The sequence below is a fragment of the Rhodococcus sp. 05-339-2 genome, from assembly GCF_002258965.1.
Classification (GTDB): domain Bacteria; phylum Actinomycetota; class Actinomycetes; order Mycobacteriales; family Mycobacteriaceae; genus Rhodococcoides.
In genome coordinates this window covers 109,748-124,549 of the sequence record NZ_NOYW01000016.1, presented here as the reverse complement: position 1 = coordinate 124,549, position 14,802 = coordinate 109,748, and the positions used below count along the sequence as shown (strand labels likewise).

Sequence of the window (14,802 nt, the reverse complement as noted above, 5' to 3'; positions counted from 1 at the left end):
TTGCGGAACAGCGAGAGAAACAGGGTAATTCACAGTGTCTGATATCGACGCGACCTCGGCGCGCACGACCACCGCGGTACGGGCCACCTACATCGCGTTCATCGGAGCCGGTTTCGCCTTCGCCAGTTGGGCATCGCGTATTCCGCAGGTGAGGGACCGGCTCGAGCTCACGTCGTCCCAACTCGGCATCGTGCTGCTGGCCATCGCCGTCGGGTCGTTGCTCGCCCTGCCGCTGTCCGGCATCATCATCAACCGCTTCGGGTCTCGGCTCACGGTGACTGTGATGTCTGTCGTCCTCGCGGCCGGTCTGACCATCATCTCCACCGGCTATCTCGTTGGTGTGGTGCCGTTGCTTCTCGGGCTGTTCGTGCTCGGATTCGCCAACGGCGCATGGGATGTTGCCATGAACGTCCATGGCGCAGTGGCCGAACGACGGCTCGGGCGGTCGATCATGCCGCGCTTTCACGCGGGTTTCAGCGCGGGCACCGTGGTGGGAGCCCTGATCGGAACACTGATGGTGGTGCTGAACGTCTCGGTGACGGTGCATCTGCTGGCGGTCGCAGCCGCGATCGTCGGGGCCATCCCGTGGGGAGTCCGTAACTTTCTGAACGAGTCCGACGCCGAACCCGAACAGCCCGCCCCCGACACCTCGCGGCCACACGCCCTCGCTCGGTGGAAGGAGCCGCGCACCCTGTTGATCGGTGTCGTGGCCTTGTCGTTCGCGTTTGCCGAGGGCAGCGGAAACGATTGGCTCAACATCGCATTGATCGACGGATACGGTGCATCGGCCGTCGCAGGGACCCTGGCGTTCACCACGTTCCTGGTCGCCATGACCGCGGTGCGGTGGTTCGGCAACGGTCTGCTGGATCGGTACGGTCGCGTCGTCGTACTGCGAGGTCTCGCGGGAGTCTCCGTGGTCGGCGTGCTGTTGTTCGTGCTCAGTCCGATTGTGCCGCTTGCGTTTCTGGGCGCGTTTCTGTGGGGATCGGGCGTCTCCCTCGGCTTCCCGGTTGCCATGAGTGCGGCGGCCGACGAGCCGGCAGCTGCCGCCGCTCGCGTCAGTGTGGTCGCCTCCATCGGATACTTCGCCTTTCTCGGCGGTCCGCCCCTCATCGGCTTCCTCGGCGGGCACGGTGACGTACTTCGAGCGTTGCTCGTGGTCGCTGCGCTCCTGGCGTGTTCGTTGATCGTGATGGGGGCATTGCGGCCCCTCGCTGGGTCGAACTCGCGGCATTGATTCCGCTCCGAGGCCGACATGGCCTCGGATACTGTGGCCGGTATGCGCATCGACGAGTATCGCCAGTACGACGGCCTCGGTCTGGCCGGTCTCGTGGCCGCAGGAGATGTGACACCGCGCGAACTGCTCGATTGCGCACTGGCGCAGGTCGAATCGATCGATCCGCGGATCAATTCCGTGATTCGGGTGATGCGGGAGCAGGCCGACGACCAGCTGACGCGACCGTTGCAGGGCCCCTTCGCCGGCGTGCCGTTCCTGATCAAGGATCTCTCGCAGGACTACGCGGGCCTGCCCACATCGAGTGGATCGCGTGCGTTGACGAACCTGCCGATGCCCGAGCATTCCACGGTGGTGCAGCGCTGGCTCGATGCCGGCCTGGTGATCTTCGGTAAGACCAACACTCCGGAATTCGGGGCGAAGGGAATCACCGAACCGGCGGTGCACGGCGCGACTCGAAATCCATGGGATCGCAGCAGAACTCCCGGTGGATCGTCGGGTGGATCGGCCGCTGCGGTGGCGTCCGGCATCGTCCCGGTGGCGGGAGCCAACGACGGCGGCGGTTCCATCCGGATTCCGGCGTCGTGCTGCGGTCTGGTCGGACTCAAGCCGGGACGCGGACTGGTGCCGTCGGGCCCCACGTTCGGTGAACCCATGCACGGGGCAGCAGTGCAGGGCGTCGTGTCGCGGTCGGTGCGCGATACCGCCGCGATGCTCGACGTGCTGGCGGGCGGTGAGGCGACGTCCGGCTATCTGCCCGCGCGTCCGGACGGAACGTTCCTGTCCCGAGTGGGCAAGGACCCCAAGCCTTTACGCATCGGAATGTATGCCGTGACATCGGTCAATCCGTCGCCCCACCCGCAGGCCGTCGCCGCGATGGAGTCGGCTGCGAAGGCACTCACCGATCTCGGCCACACCGTCGAACTTCTCGACGCCCCACCGTACGACGACGCGAATCTCAACCGCGAATTCCTGCTGGCCTGGTTCACCTACCTGGCGTGGGAGATGGACGAGGTGAAACGCAGAACCGGTTGCGGCGACGACAGATTCGAGCGTGACACCCGCATCATGGCGGCGCTGGGCAGATCCGCCAGTGGTGTCGACTACCTCGAAGCAGTGGAAGGTCGCCATGTGCACGTGCGTGCGCTGGCCACCTTCTTCGAGACCTACGACCTGCTGCTCACGCCCACTCTCGCGGAGCTCCCCCCGAAGATCGGTGCCTTCGATCTGGCGAAGCCGTTGGAGCTGGCATCGGAGTTGTTGCTGCGCAGCCGAACTGCAGGAATCCTGCGCTACACCGGCATCGTGGATCAGATGATCGACGACAACATCTCGTGGATTCCCTACACGCAGCTGGGAAACGTCACCGGGCGTCCGGCGCTGTCGGTTCCCGTGCACTGGACCCCCGAGGGTCTTCCGATGGGCGCGCACTTCACCGCACCCCTCGGTGGCGAGGCATTGCTCGTCCAACTGGCCGGTCAGTTGGAGCGAGCCGTGCCGTGGGCCCACCACTACGCCGATATCGGCTAGCGGGTCACTCCGAGCAGAGCCTTTCCGACGATGCCCGACGGCCGTTGCCGCACATGGCCGTCGACGATATCGACGACTCCGCCTGCCCACTCGGGATCGGTGTCGGCGGCAGCCTGGGGATCGGCGTGGGCATCGGTGCCCTCCTCCGCGGTGACGGTGATCGAACGCTCCAGGGCCTCTCGGACGCTCATCAGCGGTGTATCGGGCTCGGCGAACACCTCTGTTGCTGCGTTCCCGCGGCGCACCACCATGTCGTGGGTGAGGCTGTCGACCAACGAGATCACCGTGCCGGCAGGCATGGCGGTGATCTTGGCGACGGCGCGCCCCACCAGACCGGTCGGCAACAGCGGTACCGGAACCTGGATGCGACGCAGACCGGCGACGCTGCCGTACGCCTGCAGTAGCTCGGGGTAGCTCATCGTCTCGGTTCCGCCGATGTCGAACGTTCCCGGGCGTGCGGTGTCGCCGAGAGCGCGGGCGATGATGGCGACCACGTCGACGACGGCGATGGGCTGGACCTGCCTGCGCATCCACGTCGGGATGGGCGTGAGCGGCAGCCGCTCGGTCATCCGTCGCACCAACTCGAACGACGTCGATCCGGAACCGAGAATGATCGCCGCCCGCAGCGCGGTGGCGTCGACGGAACTGTCGAGGAACGTCTCCTCTACCTGCAGGCGAGAGCGCAGGTGATCCGAGAGCGGCGTGCCGTCGTCGGGAATGAGTCCGGAGAGGTAGACGATCCGGCGCACACCGTTGCGTTCGGCCGCGGCGGCCATGGCCTGCGCGGCATGCCGATCCTTCTCGACGAAGTCGCCCTCGTCCATCGAATGCACGAGGTACACGACCGCGTCGACATTCTCGGTCGCGGTGTCGAAGGTCTCGTGCTCGTCGAGGTCGAAGTGCACGGCGGTGACGTGAGCGCCCCAGGCGAAGCGCGATTTCTTGCTCGGATCGCGCATTGCGGCGTGCACGTCGTGACCCTGTTCGAGCAGGACCGGGATCAGCCGAGACCCGATGTATCCGGTTGCGCCGGTGACCAGCACTCGCATGACTTTCTCGTTTCTGTAGACAAGGGCAATACCCCGTCGGAGCAGTCTCACTCCCCGGTGTCGGAAGCAGATGGCAGACTGTGCGGGTGAGTGCGCGTATCAGGAACAACGTCAGGGTCGTGGGGGCTGTCGACGGGCCCGTGGTGATGCTGGCTCACGGTTTCGGTTGCGACCAGACGCTGTGGCGTTCGGTGACCGATATCCTGGCTCCGAATTTCTCGGTCGTGCTCTTCGATCACGTCGGGTCGGGAGCCTCGGACCCCGCGGCGTGGGATGCCGACAAGTACGCGCCGCTGGAGGCCTACGTCCGCGACATCGTCGACATCGCCGAGGAACTCGATCTGCACGATGTGACGTTCGTGGGGCATTCGGTGGCGTCGATGATGGGTGTTCTCGCGGTCCAGGCGGCTCCCGAGCGATTCTCCAAACTCTTTCTCCTGACGCCGTCCCCCCGATACATCGACGACGGTGACTACCGGGGTGGCTTCAGCCGCGAGGACATCGACGAGTTGCTCGAGTCGTTGGACAGCAACTATCTCGGGTGGTCCGCGTCGATGGCAACGATCGTGGTGAACGCACCGGATCGGCCGGATCTCGAGAACATGTGGACCGCGAGCTTCTGCCGAACCGATCCCGAGTGCGCACGGGTGTTCGCCCGTACCACCTTCCTGTCCGACAATCGCGCCGATCTGGCCGGGGTCGCCCTGCCTACGATGATCGTCGACTGTGCTCGGGATTCGCTGGCACCGCCTCAGGTCGGCAGATACGTCCACGAACACATCGCAGGCAGCACTCTGCAGACTCTCGACGCCAGCGGGCACTGCCCGCACGTCACCCAGCCCGAACAGACCGCCGAGGCGATTGCGACCTTCGTGAGATCGTCGTGATCCACGAACTCGACATCGAGGACCTGTACGAGAACGCGCCGTGCGGCTACCTCTCGGTGCTGCCGGACATGCGGATCGTGAGACTGAACTCGACGCTGGCGAACTGGCTGGGATTCGAGGTCGACGCCTTGATCGGTACCGACTTCACCCAACTCCTCACCGCTGGTGGCCGGATTCACTACGAGACCCATTTCGGTCCGATTCTGCGGATGTACGGCCAGCTCGACGGCATCGCGATCGATTTCGTGACGTCCGATCGGCGACGGCTGCCCGTGTTCATGACCGCGAACGTCAAGACGGACGAGACGGGTGCGCCGTTACTGATTCGCATCACCGCGCTCGACGCCAGGGACCGTCGCACCTACGAACGCGAGTTGCTCGAGTCCCGAACTCGAGCGGAGCTGCTGGCGAAGACCCTGCAGCGGTCGTTGCTGCCGCCTGCCCTGCTGCCGCCGTCGGGAATGACCGCTGCCGCGCACTATCACGCGGCATCGAGCGACGAGGTGGGTGGAGACTTCTACGATCTGTTCCCGCTGTCGGACGACCGGTGGGGATTCTTCCTCGGCGACGTGTGCGGCAAGGGTGCGTCGGCCGCAGCCGTGACGTCGTTGACGCGGTACACCCTGCGCGCGGCCGCGGTGTACGACCACGATCCGGTCGCTGTTCTGCACAACCTGGACTCGGTTCTGCGGCAGGAGTTCCGCGAGAACGATGCGCAGTTCTGCACCGCGGTGTTCGGGGTGCTCAGTCGCTCGGACGGAGGATTCGAGGTGTCGATGGCCAGCGGCGGTCACCCACCTCCGCTGGTGATGCGGGCCGACGGCAGCGCGCACTACGTACACATGACGGGTGGGCAACTCGTCGGAATTCTGCGTGCCGCCCGCTTCGTGCCTGCCACCGTGACGTTGAGCGCAGGCGACACCCTGATGCTCTACACCGACGGCTTGACCGAGGCCCGGGTGGGCACGGGTCGATACGACGACGAGGGCGCGCTGCTCGAGTTCGCGACAGCCCACGCCCCGGCGACGGCAGCGATCATCGTCGAGGATCTGCGAGTCCTACTGAACAGCTTCGGCGACGGATTGGCCGACGATGCAGCAGTGATGGCGCTGGGGGTGTCGTCAGTCGAGAGCGGCGAGGGCTGACGCCAGATCTGCGTGTAGCGCGAATTCCTGATCGAGACCCATCAGTTTGATCGGGCGGCTGGTGGTCGGCCCATCGGCGACGACCGAGAAGGCGACGCTGTCCCCGTGGTTCTTCTGCGTCGATGCCAGCACCGTCATGGCAGCCGAGGCCAAGAACGAGACCTTGCTCAGATCGATGATCAACGCGGCAGGCGTGGTGGAAATCTGGGCGTCGATCGCGTTCGACAACGCGGGGGCCGTGGTGACGTCGAGTTCACCGGCGACAGCGATGACGGCCGCGCGGCCGTCGTTGCTGGACTGGATGGAGAATCCGGCGGTGTTCGTATCGGCTGACATCTGCACTCCTGAATCGTTACCCGCCGCGCTCGTCGACGGGGGATGCGGACCATTCAATCAGTTGGTCCTACTCGAACGTGACCTGCGTTCCTCTGAGCGCGGGAGCGCCGACCGTCGTGGTCCAGGACGGCACTGCGGCGGGGTCGATTCCGGTGGCCCCGCCGTAGACGACGGCCAGGGTCTGCTGCTCGGTGACCGAATTCGCGTACGAGGCGGGCACGGGGGAGAGCTGCGGTGCAGGCAGCGTCGGAATGTCCTGGTCACCGGGGTTTCGAGTCGGCACCTGGTACGAGCCGTCGTTCGCGGAGCCGCCCGGATACTGCGGAAAGTACTCGCCGGTCGAACGCTCGATGGGAGCAGGGCAGGTCGGGCCGCGGTTCTGCTCGAACAGTCTCGGCTCGTCCTGGTTCGGTAGGTACCGACCCTTCGGGTTGACGAACGGCATCGAGACGTTGATGCCGGGGTACTCGTCGCCGACGCCGGTGACGATCCGTCCACGCCTGGCCCCCTCGGCGAACTGGGCGACGGTGCAACCGAGCGCGGGTGAGAATTCGGCGAGGACTTCGAGGGCCTCTCGTGAGTTCGCGGCCAATCCGATGACGTTCGCGGAGTTGGCGTCGAGGAAATCGGCAGTGGTGGACGAGGCCGAGGTCACCGAGGCGTACAGCGATTCGAGGGCCGGACGCTTCTCGACGACGGTATTGCCGGTGGTCCGTAGGTTGTCCAGTGCGTTGATCAGCTCGGGAGCGGCATCGGCGTAGGTCTGCGAGAAATCGGCGAGCCCGCGCAGGTCTTCCTGGATTGCGGGCAACTCCGTGTTGAGGCCGGCAAAAATGTTCTCGAGTCTGTCGATCGTGAGACCGAGCTGCTCACCACGCCCGCTCAGTCCCTGAGCCAACGCACCGAGGGTGTTCGACAGGTCCTCCGGCGGAACCGCCTGGAGCAGCGGCAACAGGCCGTCGAGTACCTGCCCGACCTCGATGGCGTTACCGCTGCGATCCTGCTTCAGCACGGTGCCCTCGGTGATCGCGGACGCCGGCTTGCCCTCGGGCAGGACCAGTGCGACGTACCGCTCCCCGAACAACGTCTTCGGCAGCAGTCGCGCAGTGGCGTTCGACGGAATCATCTCGGCCATGTCCGGCTCGATGGCCAACTCCGAGGTAACGACGCCATCGGCCGTCGTCGCCGAGCGGACTTCGCCGACGATCATGCCGCGAACCTTCACATCCGCATTGCGGGGAAGCGCGTTGCCGACGCTGTCGGTCTCGAGCGACACCGTCACCACGTCCTCGAACGTCTTGTTGTACGAGGTGACGCTCCACCCGACGAACATGACGATGAGCAGGACAAGGGCGATTCCGAGGAGTCGGTTCTGGACCGGCGAGGGGGAGCCGGTCATGCGACCGTGGAGACGACAACAGCAGCCATGTCGCGAACCTTAGTGGTACACAACGTCACACTTACTACCGAAGATCGGTTTGTGAGATGGACCTAGCACTTCGGCAGAAATGTGATGGGCACCACTATCCTCAGTCGGCAACCAAGTGGGTCGAATGGAACCAGCCGCCCTGTCCGCGTTCTCGCTGCCGGCCGATGACGTATGTCCCCGGCGCGATTCCGGTGGCTCCGTGTTCGGGATGAATGAGGTATGCCGTCTGCGAGTTGGTCAGGATGCCCAGGGCCAGACCTCGGACGTCGTGCACGGGAGTGGCCCACGAGCAGACGCCACCGTCGGCCACCAGGCTGTGGGGGTTACCGCCTGCGGCGCTGCGCAGTAGTTCGATTCCCGTCAACGGCACCTTCTCGCGTCGCGTCTGGCCGGTGGGGACGACTATGCCGTCGAGCAGTACGTACGGAACGACGATCAGATCGCCTTGAGCTTGCAGCCCGTCGATGACGGGCACGGAGATCTCCTTGTCGAGATAGTCGAATACGTCGAGGCCGGTGAGGTCGATCAGTGCGGACAGTGTGATGTTCGAGTTCATGTGAGTCACCTTGGGTGTTGTCGGGGTGTGTGTAGTCGGGGTGTGGTGGCGCGGTGAGGTGTCAGGTTCTGCGGAGTAGCCGGCCGTAGTCGGCTCCGGCCAGGCCGTAGGTCCAGCCCGCGGCGTCGACCGCGGACGAGAACGCGCCGGGGACGCGAAGTCCGTAGCGTCGGCGCTCGCCGTCACGTTCACGAGAGCCGTTGACGGCGCGAAGGATTCGACCCTCGCTGCCCCAGCCCGCCGGGGTGGCGAACAGTTGCAGGGTGCAACCGGGATTGCCCGGATCGGCGTCGGTGTCGACCAGTCGCAAACCGGCTCGGTCGAGATAGTTGTCCCAACCGATTCGTTCGATGGCGCTCCGTCGGATCTCGACGTTGCGTTCGACGGTGATGCGCTCGACCGTCGGATCGTGGATCACCCACTTGGGAACCACGGTCCCGTTCAGGACATGGACGCCGCTGCCGTCACCGAACTCGACTGCTGGAGAAGACGAATTGTGCAGGCGCACTTCACCGTGCACCGGATTGGGAACCGGCTCGGTGTGCACTGCGGTGGGGCGTTCGGACATCACTGCGACGTCGTCGAACGCCCACCACCATCCCGTCGATTCGACGAGGGCCGATTGAATGTCGAGAAGCTCGTTGTCCTCGCGCTCGAACGCGGCGAGGTGAAAGGTGCGATAGATGTCGTAGTAGGCGACGCGATGCGCTTCCTGCTGGCCGTACCAGGTGATACTGCCGAACGAGTGCGGAGCGAGGCTTCTCGTCGCAGAAGCGACACCGTCGAACAGACTGGTGCGCAACGAATCCCACACTGTCCGGCGAATGATGGGATCGGGACTGATGCCGGCTCGGGCCGCGTCCTCCGGTGAACGTGTTGCAACGGTCATCCGCGCTTCTCGATCGCTCGGCATGTTCGGATTCTGGTGGAAGGACCACCGCGGCCATTCGATTCTTCGCTTGTCGATTCGCTCGTCCATTCGTCGACGGGAATTCGACAGCAACGATGCGATGCGTGCAGGTGACTTCTCGGCTTTTGCTGCGGTCGTGGGGATTTCGCTCACCAATTGCTCTGCCGTGACGAAGGACGCGGCGGCAGCGGGGGACGGTACCCACACGAACTCGGGGGCGTCGAAACCGGCTCTTCGATACAACTGTGCCACGGCTGATTCCGCCGTGGTTCTATCGGAGGGGCCGGCCTTCAGGCCGTAGCGGAGCCATCGATCACGCTGCGCGCAGACCGCACTGATGCTCTCGGCGTATTCATCGGGATTGTCACTGAATGTGCCGCGACGGGGAAATGTCGACGGCATCGGCACGGCGCTCACGTGAGGGAGGCGGTGTCCGCCTTTCCGGTTGTCATGAAGAAAAGAGTGACACGAGAATCGGGTGAGCGCAAGAGGGCACCCATGTGCACGAAACTTCGACCCCTGCTACGAAGTTCCGCTCACATGGGTCAGCCGCGTGAGCGAAGGATCAACTGGGCCGCGCTGATGTCGTCGATGACGAGGTCGGTGATCAATCCGCCGCGCAGCGCTGCGGTGAGGGCATCGAGTTTGGACGCTCCGGCGACGATGCAGACTCGGCGCGGAACCACCTTGAGCCGATCCAGGCTCGGTCCACTCGATCTGTCGTTCAACGCAATTCGGTCGTGGCTGCCATCGGAGCGCAGGAACACGGTGGCGATGTCGCCCACGACACCGTCGCGTTGGAGCTCGGCTCGATCCTCGCGCTCGAGGTAGCCGGAGCTGTAGACGTGACTCGGAACGGCACCGCTCATGACGCCGATGCTGAACACGGCGAGGTTCATCCGGTCCTGTAGTTCGAGTACTCGCTTGATGCTGCGTTCGCGCCACAGGTGTCGGCGGGTTTCGGGGTAGTCGAAGAAGGCGGGCACCGGAAACCCCTGCGCGACAGCACCGTAGGCGTCGGCAAAGGTTCGGACGATGTCGGTGGCGTAGGAGACTCCGGTGGTTCGGGTGTTCGCTGCGCCGTTGAGCTGCACGACGGTGGAGTTGTGGGTTCGTTTGGGTGCGAGCTTGCGGCTGACGGCGCTGACGGTGGTTCCCCAGGCGACGCCCATCACCATGTCGGATTCGAAGAACGACGTCAGCAATCGGCCTGCGAAGGTGGCGACGCGATCGAGGCGCTGCAATTCGTCGACGGTTTCCGATACGGGGACGACATGTGCACGAATGTCGTACAGATCGGCGAATGCACGCTCGATTCGCGGTGCCTGACCGAGCGGGGTGGAGATCTTGATTTCCACCAGTCCCGATGCCCGCGCGAACGTGATGAGTCGTGAGACCGTCGAGCGAGATACGCCCAGCTCACGGCCGATCGCCGCCATCGTCATGTCCTGGAAGTAGTACAGGCGCGCTGCCTGGGTGGCATGGCCGGTCCGTAGGTCCGATTCGGGCACGCTGAGTGGGTCGGTCACCGGCACCAGTGTACGACCGATTTGCACATATGTGCACCAGCTGTGCAACGCAGTGCAGGCCGTCTACCGTGGCAAACAGCACGCAATGTGGCGTGCATCACCAACTTTGCGGAGGCTACACAATGGCTCGTAAGGAACCGGAATGGGGACTGCCGGCGCACATGGCTGCCGAGTTCGCCGGAACCATGATTCTCATTCTGTTCGGCGTCGGCGTCGTCGCGCAGGTGGTCTCGGGCGGTGAATCGGGAAGTCTCGGAGACCACGACTCGATCGCCTGGGCATGGGGCCTGGGGGTGATGTTCGGCATCTACGTCGCCGGTCGAATCACCGGCGCGCACCTCAACCCCGCGGTCACGATCACGTTCGCACTCTTCCGCGGATTCAGCTGGAAGATGGTTGCGCCCTACATCCTCGCGCAGACCGCAGGTGCCTTCGTGGCCGCGCTGCTGGTGCGCTGGAACTACAACGACATGATCAATGCAGTCGACCCCGGGCACACCACCGCCACCCAGACGATCTTCTCGACGCTTCCCGGCAACGGAACGTTGCCCGTCAGCGTCTCCTCGGCACTGATCGATCAGATCATCGGCACCGCGATCCTGCTGTTCCTCATTGTGGCAGTGACCGATTCGCTCGGCACCGCGCCGATGGCCAACATGGCTCCACTGATCGTCGGCCTCATCGTGGTCGCCATCGGCTTCGCATGGGCCACCAACGCCGGATACGCGATCAATCCGGCCCGAGATTTCGGACCTCGCCTGGCGTCGTACATCACCGGATACGGTGGAGCCTGGCGAGATCAATACGGCGGCCTGTACTTCTGGGTCCCGATCGTCGGACCTCTAGTAGGCGGACCGATAGGAGTGTTGTTGTACGACCTGCTCATCGGTAGGAACCTGCGCAAAGACGAAGGTTCGACGCCCGAGCCGCCATCACGACTCCCAGCAGACACCCAGACCACAGGAGAGAAGCCATGACCGAGTTCGCAGGAAAGTACGTCGCCGCGATCGATCAGGGAACCACGTCCTCACGCTGCATGATCTTCGATCACGCCGGTACCGTCGTCGCGGTCGATCAGAAGGAACACAAGCAGATCTTCCCGCAGGCCGGCTGGGTCGAGCACGACGCGTCGGAGATCTGGGACAACGTGCGCGCCGTCGCGGCCGGTGCCATGGCCGCTGCCGATCTGACGCGCGAGGACATCGCTGCAGTCGGTATCACCAACCAGCGTGAGACGGCGCTGGTGTGGGAGCGCGCGACGGGCAAGCCGATCTACAACGCCATCGTCTGGCAGGACACCCGTACCGATCGGATCGCCACCGCACTGGGTGGGGGCGACGCCAACAAGTACACCGCGAAGACCGGGCTGCCCCTGGCGACCTACTTCTCCGGACCCAAGGTCAAGTGGATCCTCGACAACGTCGACGGTGCACGCGCCAAAGCCGAAGCGGGAGAACTGTGTTTCGGCAACATGGACACGTGGGTGCTGTGGAACATGACCGGCGGAACCGACGGTGGGCTGCACTACACCGATCCGACCAACGCCTCGCGTACCCTGCTCATGGATCTCGACACGTTGCAGTGGGACGAGCAGATCTGTGCGGACATGGACATCCCGATGTCGATGTTGCCCGAGATTCGCTCGAGCTCCGAGGTGTACGGCACCGGCCGTGCGCGCGGTCCGTTCCGCGGGGTACCGATTTCCGGCATCCTGGGCGACCAGCAGGCAGCCACCTTCGGGCAGGCCTGCCTGTCTCCCGGCGAGGCCAAGAACACTTACGGCACAGGCAATTTCGTGCTCCTCAACACCGGCACCGAAAAGGTCATGAGCAAGAACGGCCTGCTGACCACGGTCTGCTACAAGATCGGCGACCAACCGACGGTGTACGCGCTCGAGGGTTCCATCGCCGTGACGGGTTCGCTGGTGCAGTGGCTGCGCGACAACCTGGGCATGATCTCCTCGGCCGCCGACATCGAGACCGACGCACGGTCGGTGGACGACAACGGCGGTGCCTACTTCGTCCCCGCGTTCTCCGGTCTCTTCGCCCCGCACTGGCGGTCGGACGCCCGCGGTGCCATCGTGGGACTGACGCGATTCGTCAACAAGGGACACCTGGCCCGCGCCGTCCTCGAGGCCACCGCGTATCAGACGCGTGAGGTGATCGAGGCCATGAACGCAGACTCCGGTGTCGATCTGGAGGTACTCAAGGTCGACGGCGGCATGGTGGTCAACGAGCTGCTGATGCAGTTCCAGTCCGACATCCTGAACGTCGACGTGGTGCGGCCCGTCGTGGCCGAAACCACCGCTCTCGGAGCGGCATACGCGGCCGGCCTCGCCGTCGGGTACTGGGAGAGCGAGGACGACATCCGTCAGAACTGGGCCGAGGACAAGACATGGACGCCGTCCATGGACGAGGACCAGCGGGCGAAGCTCTACGCCGGCTGGAAGAAGGCAGTAACACGTACTCTCGATTGGGTTGATGAAGAATGAGTTCCACCACAACGGCTTTGAGCCCGCAGTCGCGCGCCGACGCGCTGGCGAGGATGGAAGCCGAAGAGCTCGACATCCTGGTGATCGGCGGCGGCGTCGTCGGCGCGGGCACCGCACTCGACGCCGTAACGCGCGGCCTGAAGGTCGGTCTGCTCGAAGCGCGTGACTACGCGGCCGGCACGTCCAGCCGCTCGAGCAAGCTCTTCCACGGCGGTCTGCGCTACCTCGAGCAGTTCAACTTCGCCTTGGTGTTCGAGGCGCTCAAGGAGCGTTCGCTGGTACTGAACAAGCTCTGCCCGCATCTCGCTCGTCCGGTGCCGTTCATCTATCCGCTGGAGAAGGTGATCGACCGCCCGTACGTCGGGCTCGGCATCGGCGTCTACGACGTCATGGGTGCCGGACGCGGCGTGCCGAGCCATCACAAGCACCTCGGCAAGAAGAAGACACTCGAGTCCTTCCCGTCCGGCAAGCGCTCGGCGATCCGCGGTGCGGTGAAGTTCTACGAGGGTCAGGTCGACGATGCTCGGCACACGATGATGCTCGCCCGTACGGCGGCCGCCTACGGTGCGTTGTGCGCCAACAGCACTCGCGTCACGGGCTTCCTGAGGGAGGACGACAAGGTCGTCGGCGTCGTGGCGAGCGATCTCGAAACGGGCCGCTCCTTCGAGGTACGGGCCAAGCAGGTCATCAATGCTGCCGGTGTCTGGACCGACGAGGTGCAGCAGATGGTCGGTGGGCGTGGACAATTCCAGGTTCGCGCGTCCAAGGGTGTGCACCTGGTGGTGCCGCGCAATCGCATCAACAGTGCCACGGGCATCATCACGCGAACCGAGAAGAGTCTGCTGTTCGTCATCCCGTGGGGAAGTCATTGGATCATCGGTACGACCGATACCGACTGGAAGCTCGATCTGGCTCACCCGGCCGCGAGCCAGAGCGACATCGACTACATCCTGGGCCACGTGAACAAGCTGCTCGCCGATCCGTTGGACCGAACCGACGTCGTCGGTGTGTACGCGGGACTGCGACCGTTGCTGTTCGGTGAATCCGATTCCACCAGCACACTCTCGCGTGAGCACGCGGTGTCCAGTCCGGTGCGCGGACTGACGGTGATCGCGGGTGGCAAGTACACCACCTATCGCGTGATGGCCAAGGACGCAGTCGATTCCGCAGTGCACGGGCTCGAGCGGACGGTACCGAAGTGCGTCACCGAGGACATTCCGCTCGTCGGTGCCGATGGCTACCTCGGGGCGTTCAACTCCCGTGCCCTGACGGCCGAGCGCACCGGTATGCGTGTCTCACGCGTCGAGCATCTGCTGGGTCGGTACGGCACTCTGATGGGTGAGTTGTTGGACTTGATCGACGGCAATCCCGAGCTCGGCGAGCCTCTCGAGAGTGCGCCGGAGTACCTGAAGGCCGAGGCCGTTTATGCCGCGAGTCACGAAGGCGCGCGGCACCTCGAAGATATTCTGACGCGTCGTACCCGCATCTCCATCGAGGTTCCCGATCGTGGTGAAGCGGCGGCCGACGAGGTGGCCCGGTTGGTGGCACCCATCCTGGGATGGGACGACCAGCACGTTGCCGAAGAGATCGAGCACTATCGGCTTCGGGTTCTGGCAGAACGGGATTCGCAGCAACAGCCCGATGACGACACTGCTGATGCAGCCCGTCTCGGGGCACCGGACGTGCGTGCCGGGGTGAGCTGACCT

The 14,802-nt window shown here is 64.6% G+C and carries 13 protein-coding genes; 7 read left to right on the top strand and 6 right to left on the bottom strand.

Annotated elements, in window-relative coordinates:
* Window positions 1-34 precede the first annotated feature (34 nt).
* Complete coding sequence (locus tag CH273_RS14195; RefSeq protein ID WP_032395450.1) at window positions 35-1,237, top strand: MFS transporter; 1,203 nt, start codon at window positions 35-37, stop codon at window positions 1,235-1,237.
* Window positions 1,238-1,279: 42 nt separating this feature from the next.
* On the top strand, window positions 1,280-2,764 hold the full coding sequence (locus CH273_RS14190) for an amidase (RefSeq protein ID WP_032395618.1): 1,485 nt from the start codon (window positions 1,280-1,282) through the stop codon (window positions 2,762-2,764).
* On the opposite strand, the gene CH273_RS14185 is transcribed toward CH273_RS14190, so the two are convergent.
* A complete protein-coding gene (locus tag CH273_RS14185) occupies window positions 2,761-3,813 on the bottom strand; it encodes an NAD(P)H-binding protein (RefSeq protein WP_052049518.1) in 1,053 nt (350 codons plus the stop codon). The two genes, CH273_RS14190 and CH273_RS14185, sit on opposite strands and share 4 nt — an antisense overlap.
* 86 nt (window positions 3,814-3,899) lie before the next feature.
* Here CH273_RS14185 and CH273_RS14180 point away from each other — a divergent pair, with 86 nt between their 5' ends.
* Window positions 3,900-4,700 (top strand): alpha/beta fold hydrolase, encoded by an 801-nt coding sequence (locus CH273_RS14180; protein WP_032395616.1) that lies wholly within the window; start codon window positions 3,900-3,902, stop codon window positions 4,698-4,700.
* The gene (locus CH273_RS14175) at window positions 4,697-5,845 is read left to right on the top strand and encodes a PP2C family protein-serine/threonine phosphatase (protein WP_094638014.1); all 1,149 of its coding nucleotides are present in this window, start codon (window positions 4,697-4,699) and stop codon (window positions 5,843-5,845) included. Before CH273_RS14180 ends, CH273_RS14175 begins: the two co-directional genes overlap by 4 nt.
* Here CH273_RS14175 and CH273_RS14170 read toward each other — a convergent pair.
* The 5 genes from CH273_RS14170 to CH273_RS14150 all read right to left on the bottom strand — a co-directional run bounded on the left by CH273_RS14170 (window position 5,822) and on the right by CH273_RS14150 (window position 10,605).
* Window positions 5,822-6,181, bottom strand: a complete 360-nt coding sequence (locus tag CH273_RS14170) for an STAS domain-containing protein (RefSeq protein WP_032395449.1) — start codon at window positions 6,179-6,181, stop codon at window positions 5,822-5,824. The genes CH273_RS14175 and CH273_RS14170 overlap by 24 nt on opposite strands.
* Before the next feature lie 67 nt (window positions 6,182-6,248).
* Window positions 6,249-7,580: an MCE family protein gene (locus tag CH273_RS14165; RefSeq protein WP_032395448.1), complete on the bottom strand. Its 1,332-nt coding sequence runs from the start codon at window positions 7,578-7,580 to the stop codon at window positions 6,249-6,251.
* A gap of 130 nt (window positions 7,581-7,710) precedes the next feature.
* Window positions 7,711-8,166, bottom strand: a complete 456-nt coding sequence (locus CH273_RS14160; protein ID WP_032395447.1) for a hypothetical protein — start codon at window positions 8,164-8,166, stop codon at window positions 7,711-7,713.
* Window positions 8,167-8,227: 61 nt separating this feature from the next.
* Window positions 8,228-9,493 (bottom strand): DUF6745 domain-containing protein, encoded by a 1,266-nt coding sequence (locus CH273_RS14155; protein ID WP_032395446.1) that lies wholly within the window; start codon window positions 9,491-9,493, stop codon window positions 8,228-8,230.
* Window positions 9,494-9,621: 128 nt separating this feature from the next.
* The gene (locus tag CH273_RS14150; protein WP_094638029.1) at window positions 9,622-10,605 is read right to left on the bottom strand and encodes a sugar-binding transcriptional regulator; all 984 of its coding nucleotides are present in this window, start codon (window positions 10,603-10,605) and stop codon (window positions 9,622-9,624) included.
* Between the two features lie 122 nt (window positions 10,606-10,727).
* On the opposite strand from CH273_RS14150, the gene CH273_RS14145 reads away from it, so the two are divergent.
* Genes CH273_RS14145 through CH273_RS14135 form a run of 3 tightly spaced genes read left to right on the top strand, consistent with a single transcriptional unit; the run spans window position 10,728 to window position 14,799 of the window.
* Window positions 10,728-11,582: an MIP/aquaporin family protein gene (locus tag CH273_RS14145; protein WP_032395445.1), complete on the top strand. Its 855-nt coding sequence runs from the start codon at window positions 10,728-10,730 to the stop codon at window positions 11,580-11,582.
* The gene (gene glpK / locus CH273_RS14140) at window positions 11,579-13,096 is read left to right on the top strand and encodes a glycerol kinase GlpK (protein WP_032395444.1); all 1,518 of its coding nucleotides are present in this window, start codon (window positions 11,579-11,581) and stop codon (window positions 13,094-13,096) included. The genes CH273_RS14145 and glpK overlap by 4 nt, the downstream gene beginning before the upstream one ends.
* Window positions 13,093-14,799, top strand: a complete 1,707-nt coding sequence (locus CH273_RS14135; RefSeq protein WP_032395443.1) for a glycerol-3-phosphate dehydrogenase/oxidase — start codon at window positions 13,093-13,095, stop codon at window positions 14,797-14,799. Before glpK ends, CH273_RS14135 begins: the two co-directional genes overlap by 4 nt.
* The last annotated feature ends 3 nt before the right edge of the window (window positions 14,800-14,802 follow it).

Coding starts and splice junctions, on each gene's coding strand:
- CH273_RS14190 (WP_032395618.1), top strand. CDS start 1,280: ATGCGCATCGACGAGTATCGCCAGTACGACGGCCTCGGTCTGGCCGGT.
- CH273_RS14185 (WP_052049518.1), bottom strand. CDS start 3,813: ATGCGAGTGCTGGTCACCGGCGCAACCGGATACATCGGGTCTCGGCTG.
- CH273_RS14170 (WP_032395449.1), bottom strand. CDS start 6,181: ATGTCAGCCGATACGAACACCGCCGGATTCTCCATCCAGTCCAGCAAC.
- CH273_RS14165 (WP_032395448.1), bottom strand. CDS start 7,580: ATGACCGGCTCCCCCTCGCCGGTCCAGAACCGACTCCTCGGAATCGCC.
- CH273_RS14160 (WP_032395447.1), bottom strand. CDS start 8,166: ATGAACTCGAACATCACACTGTCCGCACTGATCGACCTCACCGGCCTC.
- CH273_RS14145 (WP_032395445.1), top strand. CDS start 10,728: ATGGCTCGTAAGGAACCGGAATGGGGACTGCCGGCGCACATGGCTGCC.
- glpK (WP_032395444.1), top strand. CDS start 11,579: ATGACCGAGTTCGCAGGAAAGTACGTCGCCGCGATCGATCAGGGAACC.
- CH273_RS14135 (WP_032395443.1), top strand. CDS start 13,093: ATGAGTTCCACCACAACGGCTTTGAGCCCGCAGTCGCGCGCCGACGCG.